This window comes from Bacillus sp. EA-CB0995 (assembly GCF_055814245.1).
On record NZ_CP169269.1, the window covers coordinates 4,000,303 to 4,023,624 of the forward strand.

The following is a 23,322-nucleotide window of genomic DNA, read 5'->3' on the forward strand; positions in this document are numbered from 1 at the left end:
TCCTATCAAAACTGACAAGACGTTATCACTTATAATAAACAAGATTTAGTTATTCATGCGCAACACGGTTTGGTAAAACTGTCGCATACAATTTAAAACCACCGTCTACATTCTTTGCTGCATACCCATTTTCCATTAAAATACGTGCTGCTACGTAACCTCTCATGCCAAGTTGACACGTAATATAAATTTCTTGATTTGTCGGGATTTCATTTAATCGATCACGCAAATCATCCAATGGAATATTTACAGATCCTTTTATGATCCCTTGTTTTAGTTCATGCGGTTCCCGTACATCAATTAAATATCCGCCTTTTTCAACGATGTCATCAATTTCATGCCATTGCACTGTATCAACAAGTCCTTCAATCATATTGCTTGCTGCATACCCCACCATGTTTACAGGATCTTTAGCAGAAGAATACGGCGGAGCGTATGCTAATTCTAAATCAGGTAAATCCATAACTTTCAATTTTGCTTTCATTGCCGTTGCAATGACATCGATTCGTTTATCTACACCATCGCGGCCTACAGCTTGTGCTCCGTAAATTTCTCCCGTTTCTTTGTTAAAGATGAGCTTTAGTAAGATCGGATAGGCATTTGGATAATACCCCGCATGAGAGTTTGCTTGTACATGAACTACCTCATAGGGTATCTCTAAACGTTGTAATACTTTTTCATTTACTCCTGTTGAAGCCACTGTCATTTCAAATACTTTAGCAATGGATGTACCCATTGTTCCTTTATATATAGACTCTGCATGGCCATGAACAATATCCGCTAATAGACGCCCTTGACGATTTGCCGGCGATGCAAGTGGAATCATTGTTTCTGTTTCCGTAACAAAATCTTTTACTTCGATCGCATCTCCAATCGCATAAATAGATGGATCAGAAGTTTGCAATGTTTCATTTACTTTAATTGTCCCTCGAACTCCTAGTTCCAGGCCTGCATCTTTTGCCAAGCTGCTTTCAGGTTGGACACCGATAGAAAGAATAATCATATCCGTATGAATTTTTGTACCGCTTTTCAAACGAATAATTTCCCCATCTTCTTCAAAAGCATCTACCCCATCTTCTAAAATGAGCTGAACGCCATGCTTTGTCATATGTTCATGCACGTATGTTGCCATTTCGTAATCAATTGGTGGCATTACTTGATTGTTCATTTCAACAAGTGTTACATCAACACCTCTTTCTCTCAAGTTTTCAGCCATCTCAACGCCGATAAAGCCTCCGCCAATTACAGTCGCATGACGCGGTTTATTTTCATCAATATATCCTTTCATACGATCGGTATCAGGTACATTTCGTAATGTAAATAACGCTTTCGCTGCTTCAATGCCTGGAATTGGTGGAACCATCGGCTTAGAACCCGGTGAAAGAATTAAAACATCATAAGATTCTTCGTAAGTTTCATTTGTAACTGCATTTTTCACAACAATTGTTTTTTCTTCTTTATTAATTTTTATCACTTCGCTTAAAATGCGAATATCTAAATTAAAACGTTTTGACATTTTTTCAACTGTTTGCACTAACAACTTTTGTCTTTCTTGAATGACTCCGCCAATATAATAGGGCAGTCCACAGTTTGCAAACGAAATATATTCTCCACGCTCAAACATAATAATCTCATCATCTTCACTTAAACGACGCAGACGTGCTGCAACTGACGCACCCCCAGCAACTCCGCCAACTACAAGAATTTTTTTACTCATCCTTCTTTTCCTCCTTCATATATGGTTCAATCATTTTCACTTTTTAATTACACATACCCGTATAGGTATATAATAAACATAAAAAAACATTAATGCAATATTTCCAGCTCGATATTTCCATTTGTTCACAAAATAGAAACAAAGTTAAGAACTAATTATCGACATAATTTTTGTAATATTCTGTTCATATTCCGTTCATATTTCTATTTTAAAATTTTCCTGAAAATAAAAAAGGGAGGTTATACATGTGATTAATCGTCCTTTACACAAACTTGCTCGTTTTATAAGTAGTCCAAAGGGTGCCAAAATAGTTTTAATCGGCTGGATTCTTGTTATTGGCGTTTTAAGTTTCATTGCACCATCAGCCAAAAAATACGCAACAAGCAGTGGTGAAGGAAGCATACATGAAGATACTCCGTCTGCTGTAGCCCAAAAAATAGTGGACGAACAATTTCCATCCAAAGATGGAGCAGTCGCCCTACTTGTTTTTCATGGAAAAGATGCAATCACTGAGGCCGAGCGTGCAAAAATCTCAGAAATTAGTAAGTGGCTTTCTTCAGATGATAAACCGAAAAATGTCGCAAGTGCCTTACCATTCCACCAACTCCCCAAAGCCACACAAGATAAAATGTTTTCCAAAGATAACACGACTATTCTTTTAAATATTGCGCTAACGAAAGATTTAGAATCGGATCAAATTTATGAGACATTAGAGCAAATTCGAAACCATGTGAAACAAACAGATATAGGAGATTTACAGTTTGAGATTACAGGTCCAGCTGGAATTGCAGCGGATACGATTACGCTGTTCAAAAACGCTGACTTCGTATTAATGTTTGCAACAATCGGATTAATTCTTATTATATTAATCATCATTTATCGCTCCCCATTGCTTGCTGTCATTCCATTAATCATTGCTGGTATCGTATATCAAGTAGTCGATCGCATTTTAGGATTAGCAGGCCAAAATGGATGGTTCGTCGTTGAGAAACAAGCTCTTTCCATTATGATGATTCTACTCTTTGCAGTTTTAACGGATTATTGTTTATTCATCTTAGCTCGTTATAGAGAGGAATTAAAAAAGACTGATTCGAAGTACGATGCGATGCAAGCTGCATTAACGCAAGTAATGGAACCTATTTTATTCAGCGGCGGAACGGTGCTGGTTGCGATGCTTACATTGTTCTTTGCTGTTTTTAATGCATATCATAACTTTGCCCCAGTATTTTCAGTTGCCATGGTGTTCATTCTTCTTGGAGGCATCACACTCATTCCCGCTCTATTTGCACTAGTAGGTCGAAAAGCATTTTGGCCTTTCATTCCAAAAGTAGCCGAAAAAGAAGAAAAGTTAAGCGGCTTCTGGACAAATGTAGGCACTTTTGTAAAGAAAAAGCCTTCCATCACAGCAAGTATACTGTTAATTATGCTCATTCTTGCTTCACTGAACGTTGGATCTATGAAATATTCATTTAATTTAATGAAGTCATTTCCAAATGACATTTCATCGCGGCAAGGTTTTGAAATTTTAGAGGAAAACTTTCCACCAGGACAATTAGCACCTGTGACTGTCATTTTGAAATCAGATAAAGAAATTGCATTAGACCAACCATTTGTTGAAAAATTAGCTTCATTATCAAACTCAATCAAAGAACTAGATGGGGTAAATACCGTTACACCTGAAATCACTTCAGGATTATCCGCACCAAATTCGAATTTGCCAAAAAATTTCTTATCAGAAGAAAAGCATGCCATCAGACTGCAATTGACTTTGCAAGACAACCCATACGATAAAGCAGCTTTAAATACAATAAGTACGCTCCGAGACAATAGTAAGGACTTGTTAACGAAAAGTGGCTTCGATTCAGAGCAATATTCCTTGCATTATAGCGGGCAAACAGCACAGCAATTAGATGTGCAATCTTTAAATCAAAAAGATACGATCGTGACGTTCTCGCTCATTTCAATTTTCATTTTAATTATGCTTGCATTCCAATCAAGATCTATCATAATAGCGCTAACAATGATGATAACAATGTTACTTTCTTATTCAGCAACGCTAGGACTAGGTTGGATGATCTTTCATTATATTTTAGGTTACGACTCGATTAGCTATCGTCTACCGGTCTACACCTTTGTATTTCTCATTGCATTAGGGGTGGACTATAATATTATGCTCGTATCCCGAATCAAAGAAGAGGCGCAAAAACATGAATGGAAAGAAGCTGTGGCACGTGGAGTCGCTTTAACAGGGGGCGTCATTTCATCAGCTGGTATCATACTCGCAGCCACATTCGGTGTACTCATTACGCAACCACTTCAGGAACTCTTTCTGTTCGGTTTGACGATGACAATGGGGATTTTAATTGATACATTCCTTGTTCGTGGTATGCTGCTCCCTTCGATTCTAATTTTTTTCAAGCCAAACCGTTCTAAGCAAATTTCTTCAATTCCAACAGATTTGAAATAACCTAATGGTTCATCGTTTAAATAAAGTGAAAAGTGTGCTATCAAATTTGCTGACAGCACACTTTTCGTTTTCTTCGCAATTGTAATAACGTGTTCATCTTCTGTTCATAAACATTTCTTATTCTACAAACGTAGAACTCCGTCAGTTTTTTCTTCCTCCCCACTTCTCTTCTTTATTTTTTCAAAATTTCAAGGTGGAAGTCTTACTGTCCAAAGATAAAGTGAAACTTCCGTCAGTGGGGGTTTTCTTCATCCCCCACTGACGGTTAGTTGAACCAATCGGGCTTTTACGGGCAGTTATCCCCCACCTATCTTCTTTGCTTCTCTCTCAATCTTGAGGTGGGGGTCTTACTGCCCGTTAATGCGGGATAGAAAAATGAATCAGAGGTGAAATACTATGCGATCATTATATTCAAGATTTGTCATTATATCGATTTTTATTATGTTAATTAGTAGTGTTGTAGCATTTTTACTTACAAATGTATATTATCATGTGTATTTAAAACCATATAACAGTGAGAAAATTTTAAAGTATGCAGAAGAAGTAAAGCATTTATATGAAAAAAATACAGAACTTTATAAAGATGATTATTTACAATCTATTTCTAGCCTTGGCTTTGAAATTTACGTAGTAGACGATAAAAAACAAGGTAAGCGGTACGGTGATGATTTCAAGAAAATGAATATTAGCGCAGAGACGATTGAACATGTATTAAACGGAAATATATACAATGGGATTTTAACATATCCAAATCGTTTATTTGCTACCGGCTTTTTTGACAATACACTTTCGAATAGTATAGGAATTCCTGTTGAAAATAACGGTAAAGTGTATGCGCTATTTATTCGCCCAGATATTCAACAGCAATTTGGAGAATTACGTATTTTCTATGCTGTTTTATTAGGATTAACTATTATAATCAGCCTGATTTGTATCGCGATAGCTACCCGCTTTGTCGTTCGCCCTATTCAAAGATTTACACGTGCGACAAAAGAAATTGCAAGTGGGAACTATGATTTAGCACTGCCAGAAAATCGGCGCGATGAAATTGGCACACTTGCAACTAGCTTTCGGAGAATGGCCAAAAGATTACGAAATTCAGAGCAGATGCGACAAGAATTTGTTTCGAATGTTTCTCATGAATTTCAATCCCCCTATCATCTATTCAAGGATTTTCAAAAACATTACAAACGCATGATTTAACTACAGCTGAGCAAAAACATTACTTAGAAATCATTGAATCCGAAAGTCGACGCATGTCCAGTTTATGTAAACAATTATTAATGTTAGCATCGCTTGATAAAGAAGATCTTACTTTATGTAAGCAACCTTTTGATTTAGGGAAACAAATAAAAGATATTATTTTTATGCTTGAGTGGGAATGGCGAACAAAAGAACTTGCAGTTGAAATGGATGTTCCTAGCATACAAATTTACGGAGATGAAAACTTGCTTCATCAAGTATGGACCAACTTGTTTACCAACAGCATCAAATTTACAGAAAGCGGCGGAACAATTTTATTTGAAGCAGAAGAACTGGAAACAGAGTGGCGTATTTCGATCACTGATATGGGTATTGGTATACCGGAGCATGAAATAAAAAAATATTTGATCGTTTTCATAAAGTCGATACTGCGCGAAACAGAAATGTAAATGGAAGCGGATTAGGTCTTTCTATTGTAAAAAAGGTGGTTGACCTTCATGGCGGAGCAATAACAGTTGATAGTGAACTTGGAAAAGGAACGACCTTTTCCATTTACCTTCCGAAACCAAAAGAAGAATCTATATAAAAAACTCCCATCAGTGGGAGTTTTTTCATCCCCCACTAATAGTTAGTTGAACTAATCGGGCTTTTACAGGCAGTTATTCCCCACCTATCTTCTTCGTTTTCTCTTAATCTTGAGGTGGAGGTCTTACTGCCCGCGAATAGCGGGATAAACGGTAGGCTCTGCTTTTGTAATATTTTGTTCATATTCCGTTCATATTTCCTCTTTATGATAAGAGCATAGAACGAAACAAGGAGGAATGAACGTAATGTTTTTAGCACTTAAAGAATTAAAACAATCAAAATTACGATACGGATTAATCGGTACAATAATGATACTTTTATCATTTCTTGTACTTATCATATCAGGTTTAGCAAATGGTTTATCTCATGATAATGCCTCTTCTATTATCGGAATGAAAGCAGACAAGTTTGTAGTATCAAGTGATGCCGAGGGTAAATTATTACGCTCTCAAATTAAGCAAGACGACGTAGATAAAGTATTAGCACAAGTTGATGAAAAAGATGCGGTTCCAATGCATCTTAAAATGACGACATTTGAAAAAGAAGGAAGTTCAAAAAAGTTGATGCTGCTATTTTTGCAAGTAAACAAGATTCATTCATTGCCCCAAAAGTGATTGAAGGGAAAAACAGTGCTTTAGCAGACAATGAAATCGTTGCTGATGAATCCATCAAAGAAAAAGGTATAAAGCTTGGAGATGAGCTAGTAGATCCTATTTCTAAGAAAACTTTCAAAGTTGTTGGATTTACAGAAAATCAAATGTTTAGCCATACACCTGTTGTTCATATGAATGAAAATGTATGGAGCAGCATTGCAATGCCAAATGAAAAAGATTTCAGTATAATCGCTCTAAATACTGATAAAAAAATCGATAATACAGATAATGTAAAAATTGTTGATAAAAAAGAAGTACTACAAGGTATTCCAGGTTATAAAGAAGAACAAGGAACATTAACGATGATTATTGCGTTTTTACTTGTAATTTCAGCATTATTAATCGGTGTTTTCTTCTATGTTATTACTTTACAAAAAACACATCAATTAGGCGTATTAAAAGCAATCGGAACAAAAAACTCATATTTAGCAGGTAATTTAGTTGTACAATCTATCTTCTTATCTGGTGTCGCTCTTGTAATCGGCATTGGCTTAATCTTGGCAATAGAGACTGTTTTACCAGCTGGCATGCCATTCTTATTAACAACAACAACAATCGTGCAATATGCAGGTATCTTTATCGTAATTAGTATATTCGGTACACTAATTTCTCTATATCAAGTATTGAAAGTAGATGCACTAGAAGCAATCGGAGGTGGAATGTAATGGTAACAGAAGTGAAATGGGATAACCCAACGTCATTATTAAAGCTTGAACAAGTAAGTAAAGTATATGGCGAAGGAGATACAGAAGTAACTGCCCTTCATCCAATTACGTTAGATGTAAAAGCGGGCGAATTTATCGGTATTGTTGGTCCATCAGGTTCAGGGAAAAGTACATTGCTTTCCATTGCTGGTGCACTTCTCTCTCCTTCAAAAGGAAACATTTATATTTCTGAGCAAAACGTAACAAATTTATCAGAAAAAGAGATGACAAGTATTCGTCTAGAAAAAATTGGTTTTATATTCCAATTTGCAAATCTCGTACCTTTCTTATCGGTTAAAGAACAACTTTTATATATCGCTAAGTTAAAGGGAGAAAATAAAAAAGAAGCGGACAAGTTTGCAACTGAATTACTGAAAACATTTGGATTATCACATCGAATGAATCATTATCCAAATCAACTTTCAGGCGGTGAAAAACAACGTGTAGCCATCGCTCGTGCTTTTATGAATAATCCAGACTTAATTTTAGCCGATGAACCTACTGCTAGTCTTGACTCAAAACGTGCTAGAGAAGTAGTTGAATTAATGAAGCATGAAGTTAAGAAAAACAAAAAAGCAGCAATTATGATTACACACGATGAAAAAATGCTTGATGTATGTGATCGAATTTTAACACTTCGAGATGGAAAATTACTACGCGAAAACGAAATTTAAGAGCAAAAGTCCAATAAAAGTAATCTTAAAAAAACTTTCTTATTCCCTATCTGACTTGGGAATAAGAAAGTTTTCTTTCATTTAAAGCATACTTTCATTTTCATTTACAACATAACGCAATTTTAATATAATAATTAGACGAATTTCATATGTAATATTGCGTTCATATTCTATTCATAATTCTCATGTAACATGCTTTATATAAAGCAAATGACTGTTAGAAAGGAATGATGAACGTGTTAGCATCTGCTATTACATGTATTACAGCTGCACTCATTTTTTATACAATTGGAGTATGGAGTGAAAAATTTCAAAAAACATTAAAACCTTGGCATGTCATTATTTTTTGGCTTGGATTAGTATGTGATACGCTCGGAACTACATTAATGGAGAAAATGGCTTCAGCAGGATCTCTCCTCAGCTTTCACGGAATAACAGGCTTATCAGCAATTTTACTTATGCTATTTCATGCTGTTTGGGCAACGATTGTGTTAATAAGAAAAGATAAAAAAATGATGACAACATTCCACACACTAAGCGTTATCGTATGGTTCATTTGGTTAATCCCATATATTTCTGGCCTCATATACGGAATGACAAGATAGCTTCTAAATACAGCTCTATTCCCAGAAATAAACATTGCTATTACTACCTTAGGGGGTTATTATGAAAAAGTTATATAATGCATCTTTTGTCTACTTAGTTATCGGTTTATTTTCCGGTGTATTTGCAAGAGAATATGCAAAAGCGCAGGGAATTCAAGGCACTACTCTGCTGAACCTTTTGCACACGCATATGTTAGTTCTTGGATTTTTGTTCTTTTTAATTGCCTTTGCATTATCAAAATCATTTGCATTTCATGAAGCAAAAAGTTTTAATGCGTGGTTCATCGTTTATAATATAGGACTGATTTCAACAGTTGGTTCATTGGCGGCACGCGGACTTCTTCAAATAAATGGAACTGATTTTAAAGGATTAAGTCATATAGCAGGAACGTCTCATACTATCATTGGTATTGCTCTAGTTTGGTTTATGATTTTATTGAAAAAATCATACAAGGGATAACAGGAGGTAAAATATGAACTTAAATATAAACTTAGCTGTTGTAATGAGTATTGTTGCTCTTTGCATGGCTATTGGAATGATGATTATTCGCTTAAAATCAGCAAAGAAACCTGTATCGTTAAAGAAAATTGTACTCCCTCCGATTTTTATGAGTACGGGAGCATGCATGTACATCTTACCAGAATTCCGATTAACAACATCAGAAATTTGGGAAGCAGTGATCGTTGGTTTATTCTTCTCTATTTTTCTTATTAAAACATCAAAATTTGAAATACGCGGAAAAGATATCTTTTTAATACCTTCTAAAGCATTTATAGTTATTTTAGTCGGTTTACTTGCTGTCCGCATCGGTATGAAAGAATATTTAAGTCAATCAATTGATTTAGGACAATTAAGCGGTATGTTCTTCTTACTTGCTTTTGCGATGATCGCATCTTGGAGAGTTGGAATGTATCGTTCATTTATGAAATTGCAAAAGGAAATGGATTTTGTAAGCAAGAGCGTTTAATCAAAAAAGCGCATCTCTAAATAACGTGAGTCCGGTATTATACCGGGCTCACGTTATTTATTTTCTATAGTGTTTGGCTTTCCTAGCGACCTTTACACACACTTCCGATGTGAAAAACCAAGAGTAATACTACTTACGAGTTGTAGTATTGCTCTTTAAAGTTGCTTAAATATTGATAAATACAATAGTAAATGCCCCCAAATAAAGTTTTTCAGGTCTAAGAGATTATTCAATAATCCCGTTTGACTAGGCAAAAAGAAAAAGCCGTAGCTATACAAATACTTACGACTTTTTCTGCGATAATAAAGATGAATTTAACTGTGTGATATAGCATCCTTGATGTAGTCAGAAAGCTGTTTATCAATCTTATCTATTCCTAATTTTTTCCTACTTCAGGATTTTCTTTATAATAACGTTCAGCTGCTTTGGAGATTTCAGGATCCTTAAAAGTCAACTTATTGAGGAGTTCATTCCATTGTTTTGCTAATTGTGTTACGTCTAGGTTTTCGGATGGTGTTCCTTTCTCATATTCCATTCGTATTTTTGCAGTTATTTCAGCCCATTCACTTACACATTGTCTTCTTTCTTCTAGTCCCATTTGTTTGAACATCTTATCTTGTTGCTCTTGGGTAAAATATTTTTCTTTACTCATATTTATCACCTCAATTAAATTTATGAATTGTTCTCCGCTCACTTCTTGTTGACTGTTAAGCAGTTCGTATATTTTTTCCAACCGACTGCATAATTGTTTTTGTATTCGAATGTACTCTTTTACACTATCTAGCTGTACTTTTATAACTTCGACTGGATTTAAATTTGGATTTTCTATCATTTCTTTAATCTGGCCCAAAGCAAAACCTAGCTGCTTAAGTGACATGATTTGTTGTAACTTGGCAATATCTGTTTCAGTGTAAATCCTATGTCCCTTATCAGAAGAAACCGAAGGAGAAAACAATCCCATTTTGTCATAATGATGGAGCATCCGTACCGTAAGTCCAGTTTGTTTGGCTAATTCTCCAACTTTCCAAGTTTTTTTATTCAGAATCAACCCCTCATTTCGTACGAAGTAATTTCACCGGCAAAATTACTATACACCCTGACATCGTGTTAGATTCAAGTCTCTTTTTAAAACTTTTTTGTTTTTTATATTAATAACAGTTTTCATGAAAAAGATGCCTTCCTATTTAAGAATCACATCCAAATTTAAGACTATTGGCGACTGAAAAAAACATTACTTTATTAGTTTTTAAATAACAAGAACAACCGAAAGCTATGGTCTTAGATTGGCAGTTGTTAAAAGAATAATCGATTTGCACTTCGTGGATCGTATAGAAGAGAAAGAAACAACGTTTAAAGTAAAAAAATGAAGTAATTAGTTATGAGAAATTTATTTTTCAACATACGTTAGGTCACATAGAGGACACACAACTATTATATTCTGATACTTGTAATTGAGTTGAGCAATGATGTAGGACAGTGATCCGTACTATTACACAATTTAGAGAACATTTTACCTAAGGAGTGATTATAATGGCACGTGTTTTATTTATTAATGGTGGATCAGAAGGACATATCAATCCAACAATTGGTGTTGTACAAGAGCTTATTGCACGCGGGGAAGAGGTAGTGTACTTCACAATAGAAGCTTTTCGGGAGCGTATCGAGAAGACGGGAGCTACTGTACGAACATTTGATGGCCAAAAATTTTTAGAAGCCTTTATCTCAGGTGGAAGAAACTATTTATTCGAAAGAATCAACGGTCTTTTACATACGGCGGATATCATTATACCTAGCGTTCTTGAACAGATCCAGGGAGAACATTTTGATTACATCATTCACGATTCTATGTTTGGTTGTGGACGTTTACTTTCGCAAATTCTAAAGCTCCCCGCAATTAATTCGTGTACATCTTTTGCTCAGACTGAAATATCATTTGAAAAAATGTTAGAACATCTTTCGCAAAATATCCCAACAGAAATTGCTAAAAGGATAAATAATGATTTTCAAAACCTAACAACAAAAATCAAAGAAAAATATGGTGTTGAAATCACTTCTCCTTATGAAGTTTTTTGTAACCCTGCACCACTTGCAATCGTTTATACAACTAGAGAATTTCAACCTTTTGGAGAAACATTTGACGAAACATACAAATTTGTAGGTCCATCCATCTCTTCACGATTAACGCAAGAAAACTTCGACCTTACTACAATCAAGGGAAAAAGCCCAATTTATATTTCACTGGGTACTGTCTTTAATCAAGCAATTGATTTCTATAAGCTTTGTTTTAAGGCATTTGGGAACACTGATCATACCGTTGTCATGTCTATTGGGAAAAAAGTTCAAATATCTGATTTAGGGGATATTCCTAAAAACTTCATTGTAAAAAATTATGTTCCACAAACCGAAGTGCTAAAACACTCTAAATTATTTATCACACATGGTGGAATGAACAGTACCCATGAAGGTCTCTATTACGAGGTTCCGCTAATTGTAATCCCACAAAGCGCGGATCAGCCTTTTGTTGCTCAAAGAGTTGCTAATATCGGAGCAGGTATCAATTTAAGCATGCACAGTCTGAGCGCTGACCAACTTCGTGAAACTGCGGACCAAGTATTACACAATCCATCTTTCCTACAGGCTGTTGGCAACATTAGTAAATCCTTTCAAAAATCGGGCGGGTATCACCAAGCTGTTGAAGAGATTTTTGAATTTAAAAGTAAATATGATATCTAAATATAAATATTTTTCTCCTACACTGCCAAAAATAAAAAGCCGCTGGTTCCCCAGCGGCTCTCACACATACTTCCGATGCACCATCTTCCCATCATAAGAAAACACAACACTCTTATTCTCCACAGTCGACTCCATATGCACTGTTCTTCCCCATAACTGATGAATATACGGCAATACTTTCTCTAAATATTTTAAATCAAGTTCAATTCCTTCATAATAATGCTTAATGTACAATTCTCCGTTCTTTAAATGATCTCCATCTTCGACCATTAAATATGGGAAACCGCCGTTTGTTCTCATATTCACTAACTGATCCCGAACATTTTCCCAATCTTTATCAATGACTTTATAATCTTTCCCTTGGCGCTGGAATAAGTACATATCTTCCCGCATAACAAGTTCTTTGTTTAAGTAATTTCTAAGGAACGAAACGTCCCATTCAATTTCGCGTACTTCAAAGATTTTTTCTCTTCCTGAGTCTGGTTTTACGCCTTGGCGCTTCATCTCTTCTGTCGGATTATTGTAGCGTTCTTCAATGTCTTCAAACATTTTAATGCCAAGATAGTACGGGTTAATACTCGTCTTCGATGGCTGGACAACACCTGCGTTTAGTTTTGCAAATTCTATTGCTTCATCCGAGCTTAAGTCCATTTCGCGAAGGATACGTTGATGCCAGTACGAAGCCCAGCCTTCGTTCATGATTTTCGTTTCAAGCTGCGGCCAGAAATACAGCATTTCCTCACGCATCATCGTTAAAATATCACGCTGCCACTCTTCTAATTCTCGGCTATATTGTTCAATAAACAGAAGTAAATCTTTTTCTGGTTGCGGAGGAATTTTTCTTTTCTTCCGTACATTAGGTAATTCTCGTTTCTTATTTCGATTCTCTAAATTCCATAAATCATCGTACGGCGAGGGAGCCTTCCTTACTTGTTCCTCCTCTTCTTGATCATCTATACTCCACGCAAGCTTCGGTCTCATAAGTGAAGGATCAATGTGCTCTTGAATGGCTAGCACAGCATCTAAAAAAGTTTCTACTTCTTTTTTCCGTATTTATGCTCATAATTTTTAACTCTCTCTGCAGTTGCCGCCATACTTTCAACCATATCGCGTTTCGTGTTAGAAAATCGAATATTGTTTTTAAAGAAATCACAATGCGCCAATACATGAGCGACAATAAGCTTATTTTGAATCAATGAATTTGTATCGAGCAAAAAAGCATAACATGGATCGGAGTTAATAACGAGCTCATATATTTTACTAAGTCCTAAATCATAGTGAAGCTTCATCTTATAAAATTGCTTTCCAAAGCTCCAATGTGAAAAGCGCGTTGGCATGCCATATGCACCAAATGTATAAATAATATCAGCTGGACAAATTTCATAGCGCATCGGATAAAAATCTAACCCAAATCCTGTCGCAATTTCCGTAATTTCTGCAATTGCATATTGTAATGCTTTGTCCTCACTACTTCTCATCTCTGTCCCCTCCTTACACATTCCCTTATGAAAGTGTATGAAGGAAAACAAGCTTTCATGAAAATTAAAGAAATTACCTCAATTTATTTTGTCTTTTAGATGCGATTATCTTGCAAAACATGTAAAATTCCCTTTAGAGAACATTCATTACAAAGGGGATAATCTTATGAATACAATCATAAAAGTGATGACACTGCAAGCATGGGAAACTGCGAAAGAAAAAGGAGTAATTATCGAAACTTCTTTACAGAAAGGGGGTTCATTCACTGCTCATTTCTCAATCAATCATTACAAGTTGCTCACAAACATTTTGCAGCAGAACCTTCTATTGTATTTTTAACAATTGATCCAGAGCGTGTACAAGCAGAAATGAAATACGAATTAGCTGCAAATGGTGAACGTTATCCACATATTTACGGTGTTATACATACGAGTGCAATCACAAACATTCATATATTAAATCAACATAAAGATGGAACGTTCACCCTTCCAGCAGAACTTGCATAATAAAAGAAGGATGCTTATATGTTAATAAACATCCTTCTTTATATTATCCTTCAATAATCTCTAACTTCTCCATAATTGGTGTACGCTCTTTGCCTTCTGGCGCCTTATCAAAATACCCAACATGTAAAATACCAACAATTCGTTGTCCTTTCGTTAAACCAATTGCTTTCATGAAAGCAGGATTGTAAATAAGTCCACCTGTTTTCCAAACAACGCCTAATTGCTGTTCCCAAGCTAGGAGCTGGAAGTTTTGCATAAATGCACATACAGCAGCGTAATCTTCATCACGCTGCGCTTGGCGTGGGTCTTCATCCATATAGACAACAATCTGAGCTGGTGTACTCATAAAACGTTCCGTTAACATTTTTCCGCGTTTTCTCTCTCTTCTGGTGAAAAAGAATTTAAAACAGCGTCTACAAACTTTTTACGGCCATCCCCCAAAAATAATTTACATTTCCACGGCTCGCGATGCTGATGATTCGGTGCCCATGTTGCATTATTTAATAGTTCAATTAATAATGCTTTTTCTACTACTTTATTTGTAAAGGTACGAATAGACCTTCTTTCTTTTATTACATTTGCAATAGACGTATAAGTTGTCATCTGTTCCTCTCCTTCATCATCTTATATCTATATGTATACGTTAATAAATGATAAAGATTATCAATTTCAATTATAATCTAGTTTCCTCCTATAAATCAATATTTAATATCGAAAAACACAATGTGACCATTGCAGTAAAACAAAAAATCGCCTTACTTTATGTAAGACGATTTTCATGACCTAGGAAAACGTATGATAAACGTTGTTCCTTTACCTTGTTCACTCTTTACTTCAATCGTTCCATTATGCAGTTTCACAAGTTCTTTTACAATCGATAAACCTAATCCAAATTCACCATAACTATTTGTTCTAGATGTATCAGCTTTATAAAAACGCGACCACATTGCCGATACCTCTTCTCGTCCCATTCCAATACCAGTATCTTCAATTTCAATAATTGTCATTTGCTCTTCTTCTTTTCCTCGCAACATAATTGTCCCATTTTCGGTAAATTGCAGGCTATTTTTTGTGATGTTCAGCAAAATTTGCAGCAGCCGGTCATAGTCAGCATAAACAAATAAACTAGCGGGGACATCAATTCCAATTGTATTTTCTTTTTCCTCCGCTTGCAGTTCTAATTGTTCACTGATTACTTCAAAAACTTCTTTTACTTCAATCTCTTCTTTTTGAAGTGTGATTTCATTAGAAAGAATCTTTTCGTAGTCTAATGTTTCATTGACAAGGCGGATTAGCCGCTTCGTTTCTTGTTCCATCATCTCAAAGCAGCGCTGCTTTTTCTCCTCCGGAATGAGGTCATTTTTCATTCCTTCTACTAAACCATTGATTGTCGTAAGTGGTGTTTTTAATTCATGTGAAACATCAGCAATAAATTGACGCTTTCGCTTTTCTAAACGATTGATTTCCTTCTGTGCTTTATGAAGCTGCTGCGCCATATTATTAAAATCATTTCCAAGCAAACCGATTTCATCGTATTGTCCAATAGGAATATGCACATCATACTGACCTTTTGAAATCATTGCGGTCGCCTGGCGAAGACGCTGCACCCGTTTTACTAAAGAGCGCGAGAAAAAGATACTGACCACTAGTACAATTAGAAATGTAACACCTGCTGCAATTAACAAATATCGATTTAATTCCGTAACAATTTGAAGTGTGCTGTGAATGGGAGCTGTTAACATTACCCCGCCTTGCAGTTCACCATCTCTCATATATGGAATTGCAACGACCGATACAGGTTGTTCAAATCTTTTCGCGTCTCGTTTTATTTGCAACGTTTCACCATGTTGAATTTTCTTCCATTCTGCCTCGCTTAACAATGATTTTTTCTTTACCCGAACTGGGGATTGTGTAATTTCTCCCTTTTCATTAAAGATAAAAAACTTCGTGTCACGCGCATGCAATAGACTAGAGAAGTGTTTCAATTTCACAACATGAACATTCATTTCCTTTTTCTCAAGCTCATCAATAATTTTAGTCCCATAAGAAGTCAGCTCGTCTACCTTTGTCTCGTAAGCAAGATTTTCAGCTAAACTTAAAAACATGGCACTTAATAGAATAAATGCAACAAGTAAAATAAAAATGTAACTAAATAATAGCTTATAAAAATACTTAACCCTTTTCACAGCCAGCTACCACTTCATCAAATTTATAACCAACGCCCCAAACCGTATGAATCCATATATGCGAGTCAGTGCTAATTTTTTTACGAAGCCGCTTAATATGTACATCCACCGTTCGTTCGTCTCCGTAAAATTGATATCCCCAAATGCGTTCTAAGAGCTGTTCACGACGAAATACTTGGCGCGGGTGCTTCGTGAAAAAAACGAGCAATTCAAATTCTTTTGGCGTTAAATTTCCCACTTTCTCACCGTCTAAAAATACTTCTCTTGTTTCTTCATTAATATGAAAATGATTTATTTCATTTTTCACCTGTTTTTTTGATAACCGGCGTACAACTGCCTTCATCCTTGCGATTAACGTAAGCGGGCTAAACGGCTTCGTAACATAATCATCTGCTCCAATTTCTAATCCTAGTACTTGATCAGCTTCACTATCTTTTGCTGTTAACATGATAATAGGAACATCACTGCTTTCTCTTATTTTTTGACACAGTTTTATACCATCCATGCCTGGAAGCATCCAATCTACAATAAGCAAATCCCAATCTTTCTTTTGAAACAATGAATATGCTTCTAAACCATCTGCGACAAATGTTGCTTGAAAGTCTTCTTTCATAAAAAACATTTCAAGCATTGAACACACGCTCTCATTATCCTCTACAATTAATACATGCATCGCAGCATCTTCTCCATTCATTGAAATCTTTTTCTCCATTGTAAAACTCTTATCATATGGAAACAACTTTCTATTTCTCTTTTCTTTCTTACAAATAAAAACATAATTTGTTCATAGTTTTGTCATACTTTTTGGATAAGCTATATAACGCAAGCAGTTTACTACTTATAGGAGTGATGAAACATGAAGAAAAAGCTAGTAACAGGAATGTTAGCGTTATCATTATTATGCGGAGCAACATCGCTAACGGCATACGCTTCTACCGATAGCTCGCAACCAGAAACAAAACAAGAAACGAAACAAGTAGCGAAACACCACAAGCTCATTTCTGAAGAACAATACAAATCATTAACTGAAAAAGGATATAAAAAACATGAGATTTGGAAAGCGGCACGCATTGCAAAGTTAAGTGGCAAAGATATTAATGCTGTATTAGAGTACTATAAGCAAAAGCATACATGGAAAGAAACTGCGCAGCACTTTGGCGTTGATCCAAAGAAACTTCATAAATTTCATAAACATCATATGAGTAAAGAAATGGAAGGAAAACTGTTACAAAAAGTGGCAGAGATGCAAAAATCTACTCCAGATCAAGTGAAACAAACAATGCGCGACTATGAAGTATCTTTATTCCACCTTGCTGTACTGAACATTATTTCACAAAAAAGCGGCACACCATTAAATGATGTATTAAAAATGAAAAAAGACGGTATGAATGTAAAACAAATTGCTGAAAAATTAAATGTAAAAAAAGAAGATATTAAAACAGAAATGAAAAAATTAAAAGCATCCTTGAAAGCGGAATAAGCAAAATAAACATAAATAAGGAAGAAGCAAATTTGCTTCTTCCTTATTTATATGGCTCTGTTAAACACTGCTGTTGATTCTTCATTAAACTAACAGATCAGGTTAGCTCGATAAAAGAAAATTAAAGCCGTGGTATAATCGAAGCAAATATTAGGTTTAAAAGAGGGGACTCTAGTGTGAAGTTGATTTGTCAAAATTGTAAAATAGAGATTTCTAAGGAAGTGACTGAGCTAGAGGATTTAAACTTTCTTAATGAAAATGATGGTCAAGATTATATTCCTGAAGTTTTTTTATAGTTGGTGATGGAAAAGCAGACATAAAACTGAAAGGCTCAATCATTATCAATATTAAGGATTTAACCAATTCAAGCTACCATTCAGATGATAGTAGATTAAACGGATGTTGTGGTTATGATGGTTTAGATGGTATGAATCGAGTTTGCTTGAATAACCACGAAATTGGCACTGAGAATTCGGATTGTTGGATGCCTCATTTTGTCGCATTAAATCCAGACTTGGTTAAATTTATTTAAATATTTGGCTCTGTTAAAGAATGTTGTTGATTTTCTTGTTAAACTAATGGGGCAGTTTAGTTGAAGAAGCGAAATAACTCCTTCTTGTTGCTTTTGAGACAAACAGAAACAGGTACACAGAAAAGGCATGGATTAGCCATGCCGATAGATTTATTTATTTAATTTATCTAAAGCCCCAGTATTGCTGATACTGAGGCACGTAGGGATATTGTTGATTATATTGTTGTTGTTGATACTGTTGAATTAAATACTGCTGAGAGAAATTTTCATTTTTTCTATTGCAGTTTGTGTAAGGACCTATAACTGTTGATGGTTTAACCGGTTCAATTGCTTCTTTCCATTTATCTTCATCGAGACAGTAGGTATGTGCCATAATATTTGTAGGAGTAAATTTTAAAATGTCTGAACCAAAAACAACCTCTGGAGTTGGTGCATCAAAAATTGCTAAAAAGTGAGTGTTATCAGCAGTAGCCATTTGATAATGCCACCAACCTTGTGGAATGTTTGCCACTTGACCGGGGGTAATAGCGTAATTGAGAATTTGTTTTGTAAATGGGTTCAGCATCGAAACAGTTAGCTCCCCGGAAATACAATAGTTCAATTCGGCAGCATTTGGGTGATATTGCGGTTCTGCTACATTATTGGCACTTAGGAAAATGTCTAACAGAGATACATTTTCCAATGTATTTAACTGGTTCACACCTAATATGTTAATGAGGTTGTTGTTATCCTTTTTAAACAAGGGACTGTTATTTACGTCAAATGTGTATTGAGTTGATGGTGATGTGTAATCCATATATAAAGTCATAATTTTCTTCACCTCTTTTCATAAGCAGCTAAAAATATATAGGCATTTTATGTACTTAAAACATGTTCGGTGTGCAAAGTGATTGAGAATAAATTAGTGTGAAGCAGAAGAGAAGGTACTTATGAAGCTAACGGGGTTCGAGAGTTGCATAAAACGAAAAAGTGGCTTCTGAATAAGGAAGCCTTTTTTATTGAACTAAATGGCAGGATTGCTTTGACCTTTGTTCAACAATTGGGCCATTTAGTTGAAGATCTCATCAGATAAGTAATAATATTTACAGGAATAATTCATTCTGATAAAGAATATTAAAAAACGTGATGATAAGGAGGCGATTGTATGGCAAATCATGTAGAAAATCTATATAACTATCATGTATGGGCAAATCAACGGATTATTGATCATCTTAAGACACTTTCTCCTGAGAAATATCAAAAGGAAATGAAAAGTGTCTTTTCTTCTGTTTCAAAGGTTTTATCTCATCTCTATTTGGTGGAATATGGATGGCTTAATACCCTCGAGGGTCAGAGTATGAATGAAGCAATGCAATCTTCATTTCAAATTCAAGAAAAGATTGAGAAACTGCCCATTGAAGACTTAGAAACGGAATTTCACACTTTAACATCTCGGTTTAAAACCTTTTTGAACAGACAGGAAGATATGGAAAAGAGAATAATGTTGGATAATCCATGGGCAGGATTAAGAGAAACAAGTATATCTGAAATGGTCTTACACGTTGTGAATCATGGAACCTATCATAGAGGGAATATTTCAGCTATGTTACATCAGTTGGGTGATTCTTCAGTTATGACTGATTATGCTTTTTATTGGTATTCTTGAAATGTTATTCATTATAAATAGGCAAGAGAAGAGTAATCCATTTTTTCTTCAAAAAGGTGACGTTAGTTGAGGATCGAGAGATGTTTACACAGACCTTTCTTTGAGCTAACGAATAACTTTAATCAAACAATTGTTGATCCAAAGTAATCTCACTCTTCTACGATATTTAACATTACCAGCAAGTATGAGCTTCTTGTTTAATCAAGAAAAGGGCGTGATTCTTTAATAAGAATCGCTTTTCTTAATGAACTAACGGGTGCGTTAGTTGAAGAAATTACTCAAAAAAGTTGATATAAAACATCAGCTTTTTTTATTTGAATAAAAATCAACAATGGAATTTAACAGAGTCATTTATATAAAACAACGATTTAATAGTCATTGTTCCCACATGCCAAGTGCATATCTTCGCCCCCAAAAGCAAGACTTCCAGCAATAAAATTCCCTCTACTATTAATATAGAAACACCTCGAATATTCCAACCTACTTTTCATATATCTTCTCGTATAATTTTTCATTTTTCCCCCAAAATAACAAAAGCACTTCAAACACCGAAAAGAGGTGAACCATATGTTTCGTTTACAGTTCGGACAAAAAGAAGCGAAACAACAAGTGAACGAAAAAAGTAATTGTTCCATACCAGAATTTCTCGAAAAGATGAAACAATCTATGGATTTTCTGCATTTCAACATAACAGATAATGGGAATTTATGTATATTTTATATCAAATCAGTATCAGAAGAAGTTGTACTAAAACATTATATTCTTTCTCCTATAAAAAGACGGCTAGCAAACATTGAAAAAATAGAAGATTTACCTAATATTATCCCAATTGAAGAAATTATCTTATCTCCTTCTATAGAGGAGATTCGTGAAAAATTATTAGGTGGATTTATATTAATACAGCTTCAAAATTCCTCACAAAAGGATACTTATGCTCTAATTCGTGCCGAAAGTACAGTTCCAGGCAGCCGTATATATAATGATACTGAAAATGAATATAGTGTTGTTGGACCGAAAGTTGGATTTGTTGAAAGTCTCGATGTCAATCTTCATTTATTGAGAAAAGGCGTTGTAACAGAAAATCTTATCTTTAAAGAAGTTACAGTTGGGTCTATATCAAAAACACAGCTTGCTGTTGGTTACCTCGACGGGATTACAAATAAACAACATGTCAACACTGTAATGCAACGGTTACAAGATATTGATTTTGATATTCCATTTGACGCAACAATGATTGAACAACTCATTAGTGATAATAGTAATTCAATCTTTCCGCTTCTGCTATCTACAGAACGCTTAGATCGCGCTATGTATGCATTGATAACTGGGCAAGTACTCATTTTAACAAATGGTTCTCCTTATGTTTTGGCTGGCCCAACAACTTTACTTGACTTCTTTGTTTCACCAGAAGATTATTATTTATCATGGATTATTGGATCATTTTTTCGTTTTATTCGATTTTTCGGAGCTTTATTCTCTATTTTTTCTTCAGCGATTTATACAGCTGTTTTAACATATCATTATCAAATGATTCCAACAGATTTAGTCGGCCCTATCGTTTTCTCTAGAGCAAATGTCCCTTTTCCACCTATATTAGAAGTTCTTTTTTTAGAAATTACGATTGAATTATTACGAGAAGCGGGAGCACGCTTACCGACAAAGGTTGGACAAACGCTTGGTATTGTCGGTGGCATTGTCATCGGGCAAGCAACAGTGCAGGCTGCTTTGACAAGTACAATTTTACTCATTGCCGTTTCTCTATCAGCACTCGCTGCTTTTACAACCCCGACAATTAAAATGACTAGCACGATTCGTATCCTACGATTTCCACTTATTATACTAGCTGGTATGATGGGTGGTCTCGGTTTAATAATTGGTTTTACTCTTATTTTGGCTCACTTAATTCATTTAAAATCACTTGGTTCACCTTACTTATTACCACTTTATCCATTTAGAAGTATTGATTCATCGGAAGCATTTGTCCGCTATCCGTTCAGTATGGCAGCAAAGCGCCCTTCTTACCTACGCCCAAAATCAAACTGGCGCTTTAATCCGAAGAAAGCAAAAACAAAACAGAATGGTGACAAAACATGAGAAACTTTTTCTTTCCATTCCTTATATGCTTACTATTTTTTCTTTCTAGTTGTGCACAATCACAAGTTGTAGATGAAATGCGAATTGTTCATACTGTTGGATTTGATCTCACTGCAGATAAAGAATTTAAAGGAACGATTATATACCCTGTTTACAACATTGGGAAAAATAAAACCCCAAAAATATTATCATCAGTCGGGCGCTCAGGAGAAGTAGTAGCAGCTAATTTAGCTGCCAAATCTCCTCACAAGATAGTAGTAGGTCAAACACGAATGATTGTATTTGGATCAAGTTTAAGTAAACAGGGAATTTCAAATATAATTGGAAATTTGCAACGCGATCCAAATATTGGACGAGATGTACAAATTGCAGTTGTAGATGGCACAGCAGAGCAATTACTAAAACATACGATAAAAAACGGATCTCTATATTTATCAGAACTAATTGATCAAAATGTTGCAAATGAAAGTATACCGAAAACAAATTTACACGTTTTTCTATATAATTATTTCTCATTTGGATATGATCCTTTTCTTCCCTATATCCGAATAGACGGTAAAGATTCTGCTTCTCTTCAAGGCCTTGCATTTTTTAAAAAAGATAAAGTTGTGATGTATGCGAATAATGAAGACTCATTTTTAATCAAATTAATCATGAATCCAATGAAAAATGGCCGATACGAAATGAATATACAAAAAGAAAAAAACAAAGGTGTTGTTGTCATTCACAGCTTATCGGGAAATAGCACCTATCATATTACAGATAACACTCCTTTACCTAAAGTAGAAATTAAAGTAAAGCTAAATGGTTTAATTAAAGATTCCCCCAGCTGGATGAATTTAGAAAATCATAAAAATATTTCTTATATTGAAGCACAATTACAAGAAAATATTGAGAAGCATTTAACGGCGCTCATTCGTCAATTTCAAAATAAAAACATAGATCCGCTTGGAGTTCGTGATCAAATTAGAAGTCACTCTAGAAAGTTGAATATGAAACAAATTTCAAAAGTGTATCCATCTATAGATGTTTCTGTAAAAGCAAAAATCAACATTGTACAATCTGGAATCGGAGAATGAGGAGGAGAAAAA

General features: G+C 35.1%; 16 protein-coding genes and 4 pseudogenes. 13 read left to right on the top strand and 7 right to left on the bottom strand.

Annotation, left to right across the window (positions count from 1 at the left end; all coding sequences use genetic code 11):
• Positions 1 to 49: 49 nt before the first annotated feature.
• Entirely contained in the window at positions 50 to 1,717 is a 1,668-nt protein-coding gene (gene cdr, locus ACEWFJ_RS20550) for a CoA-disulfide reductase (RefSeq protein ID WP_473689754.1), read from the bottom strand.
• Between the two features lie 247 nt (positions 1,718 to 1,964).
• Here cdr and ACEWFJ_RS20555 point away from each other — a divergent pair, with 247 nt between their 5' ends.
• From ACEWFJ_RS20555 to ACEWFJ_RS20585, 7 genes and pseudogenes are all read left to right on the top strand, one after another.
• Positions 1,965 to 4,184: an MMPL family transporter gene (locus ACEWFJ_RS20555; RefSeq protein ID WP_473689755.1), complete on the top strand. Its 2,220-nt coding sequence runs from the start codon at positions 1,965 to 1,967 to the stop codon at positions 4,182 to 4,184.
• A gap of 396 nt (positions 4,185 to 4,580) precedes the next feature.
• Positions 4,581 to 5,973: pseudogene (locus ACEWFJ_RS20560) on the top strand (sensor histidine kinase).
• 244 nt (positions 5,974 to 6,217) lie between these two features.
• A pseudogene (locus ACEWFJ_RS20565) lies at positions 6,218 to 7,290 on the top strand (ABC transporter permease).
• The gene (locus ACEWFJ_RS20570) at positions 7,290 to 8,003 is read left to right on the top strand and encodes an ABC transporter ATP-binding protein (RefSeq protein ID WP_473689756.1); all 714 of its coding nucleotides are present in this window, start codon (positions 7,290 to 7,292) and stop codon (positions 8,001 to 8,003) included. Before ACEWFJ_RS20565 ends, ACEWFJ_RS20570 begins: the two are co-directional and overlap by 1 nt.
• A gap of 236 nt (positions 8,004 to 8,239) precedes the next feature.
• On the top strand, positions 8,240 to 8,608 hold the full coding sequence (locus tag ACEWFJ_RS20575) for an HsmA family protein (RefSeq protein WP_098308159.1): 369 nt from the start codon (positions 8,240 to 8,242) through the stop codon (positions 8,606 to 8,608).
• A 61-nt stretch (positions 8,609 to 8,669) separates the two neighbouring features.
• Positions 8,670 to 9,068, top strand: coding sequence for a DUF2871 domain-containing protein (locus tag ACEWFJ_RS20580; RefSeq protein ID WP_098308157.1), 399 nt, complete (start codon positions 8,670 to 8,672; stop codon positions 9,066 to 9,068).
• Between the two features lie 13 nt (positions 9,069 to 9,081).
• Entirely contained in the window at positions 9,082 to 9,576 is a 495-nt protein-coding gene (locus ACEWFJ_RS20585) for a CcdC family protein (RefSeq protein WP_473689757.1), read from the top strand.
• A gap of 376 nt (positions 9,577 to 9,952) precedes the next feature.
• Here the strand turns inward: ACEWFJ_RS20585 and ACEWFJ_RS20590 are convergent, their stop codons facing one another.
• Positions 9,953 to 10,624 carry a MerR family transcriptional regulator gene (locus ACEWFJ_RS20590; RefSeq protein WP_473689758.1) on the bottom strand — a complete coding sequence of 224 codons (672 nt, stop codon included), beginning with the start codon at positions 10,622 to 10,624 and terminating at the stop codon, positions 9,953 to 9,955.
• A gap of 482 nt (positions 10,625 to 11,106) precedes the next feature.
• Here ACEWFJ_RS20590 and ACEWFJ_RS20595 point away from each other — a divergent pair, with 482 nt between their 5' ends.
• Positions 11,107 to 12,309: a macrolide family glycosyltransferase gene (locus ACEWFJ_RS20595; protein WP_473689759.1), complete on the top strand. Its 1,203-nt coding sequence runs from the start codon at positions 11,107 to 11,109 to the stop codon at positions 12,307 to 12,309.
• A gap of 60 nt (positions 12,310 to 12,369) precedes the next feature.
• Here the strand turns inward: ACEWFJ_RS20595 and ACEWFJ_RS20600 are convergent.
• Positions 12,370 to 13,787 (bottom strand): annotated as a pseudogene (locus ACEWFJ_RS20600) (SpoVR family protein).
• Positions 13,788 to 13,988: 201 nt separating this feature from the next.
• On the opposite strand from ACEWFJ_RS20600, the gene ACEWFJ_RS20605 reads away from it, so the two are divergent.
• A complete protein-coding gene (locus tag ACEWFJ_RS20605; RefSeq protein ID WP_473689760.1) occupies positions 13,989 to 14,294 on the top strand; it encodes a DUF952 domain-containing protein in 306 nt (101 codons plus the stop codon).
• A 43-nt stretch (positions 14,295 to 14,337) separates the two neighbouring features.
• Here the strand turns inward: ACEWFJ_RS20605 and ACEWFJ_RS20610 are convergent.
• The 3 genes and pseudogenes from ACEWFJ_RS20610 to ACEWFJ_RS20620 form a co-directional block, all read right to left on the bottom strand.
• Positions 14,338 to 14,897 (bottom strand): annotated as a pseudogene (locus ACEWFJ_RS20610) (nitroreductase family protein).
• Positions 14,898 to 15,070: 173 nt separating this feature from the next.
• On the bottom strand, positions 15,071 to 16,480 hold the full coding sequence (locus ACEWFJ_RS20615) for a sensor histidine kinase (protein ID WP_473689761.1): 1,410 nt from the start codon (positions 16,478 to 16,480) through the stop codon (positions 15,071 to 15,073).
• Positions 16,467 to 17,153: a response regulator gene (locus ACEWFJ_RS20620; protein WP_473692622.1), complete on the bottom strand. Its 687-nt coding sequence runs from the start codon at positions 17,151 to 17,153 to the stop codon at positions 16,467 to 16,469. Before ACEWFJ_RS20620 ends, ACEWFJ_RS20615 begins: the two co-directional genes overlap by 14 nt.
• A 183-nt stretch (positions 17,154 to 17,336) precedes the next feature.
• Between ACEWFJ_RS20620 and ACEWFJ_RS20625 the strand changes: the two genes are divergently transcribed.
• Entirely contained in the window at positions 17,337 to 17,960 is a 624-nt protein-coding gene (locus ACEWFJ_RS20625; protein ID WP_473689762.1) for a hypothetical protein, read from the top strand.
• Between the two features lie 695 nt (positions 17,961 to 18,655).
• Here the strand turns inward: ACEWFJ_RS20625 and ACEWFJ_RS20630 are convergent.
• Positions 18,656 to 19,300 carry a cupin domain-containing protein gene (locus ACEWFJ_RS20630; protein WP_429715579.1) on the bottom strand — a complete coding sequence of 215 codons (645 nt, stop codon included), beginning with the start codon at positions 19,298 to 19,300 and terminating at the stop codon, positions 18,656 to 18,658.
• A 336-nt stretch (positions 19,301 to 19,636) separates the two neighbouring features.
• On the opposite strand from ACEWFJ_RS20630, the gene ACEWFJ_RS20635 reads away from it, so the two are divergent.
• From ACEWFJ_RS20635 to ACEWFJ_RS20645, 3 genes are all read left to right on the top strand, one after another.
• Positions 19,637 to 20,137: a DinB family protein gene (locus tag ACEWFJ_RS20635; RefSeq protein WP_057219622.1), complete on the top strand. Its 501-nt coding sequence runs from the start codon at positions 19,637 to 19,639 to the stop codon at positions 20,135 to 20,137.
• Between the two features lie 567 nt (positions 20,138 to 20,704).
• Positions 20,705 to 22,231: a spore germination protein gene (locus ACEWFJ_RS20640; protein ID WP_473689763.1), complete on the top strand. Its 1,527-nt coding sequence runs from the start codon at positions 20,705 to 20,707 to the stop codon at positions 22,229 to 22,231.
• Positions 22,228 to 23,310: a Ger(x)C family spore germination protein gene (locus ACEWFJ_RS20645; protein WP_473689764.1), complete on the top strand. Its 1,083-nt coding sequence runs from the start codon at positions 22,228 to 22,230 to the stop codon at positions 23,308 to 23,310. The genes ACEWFJ_RS20640 and ACEWFJ_RS20645 overlap by 4 nt, the downstream gene beginning before the upstream one ends.
• Positions 23,311 to 23,322 lie beyond the last annotated feature (12 nt).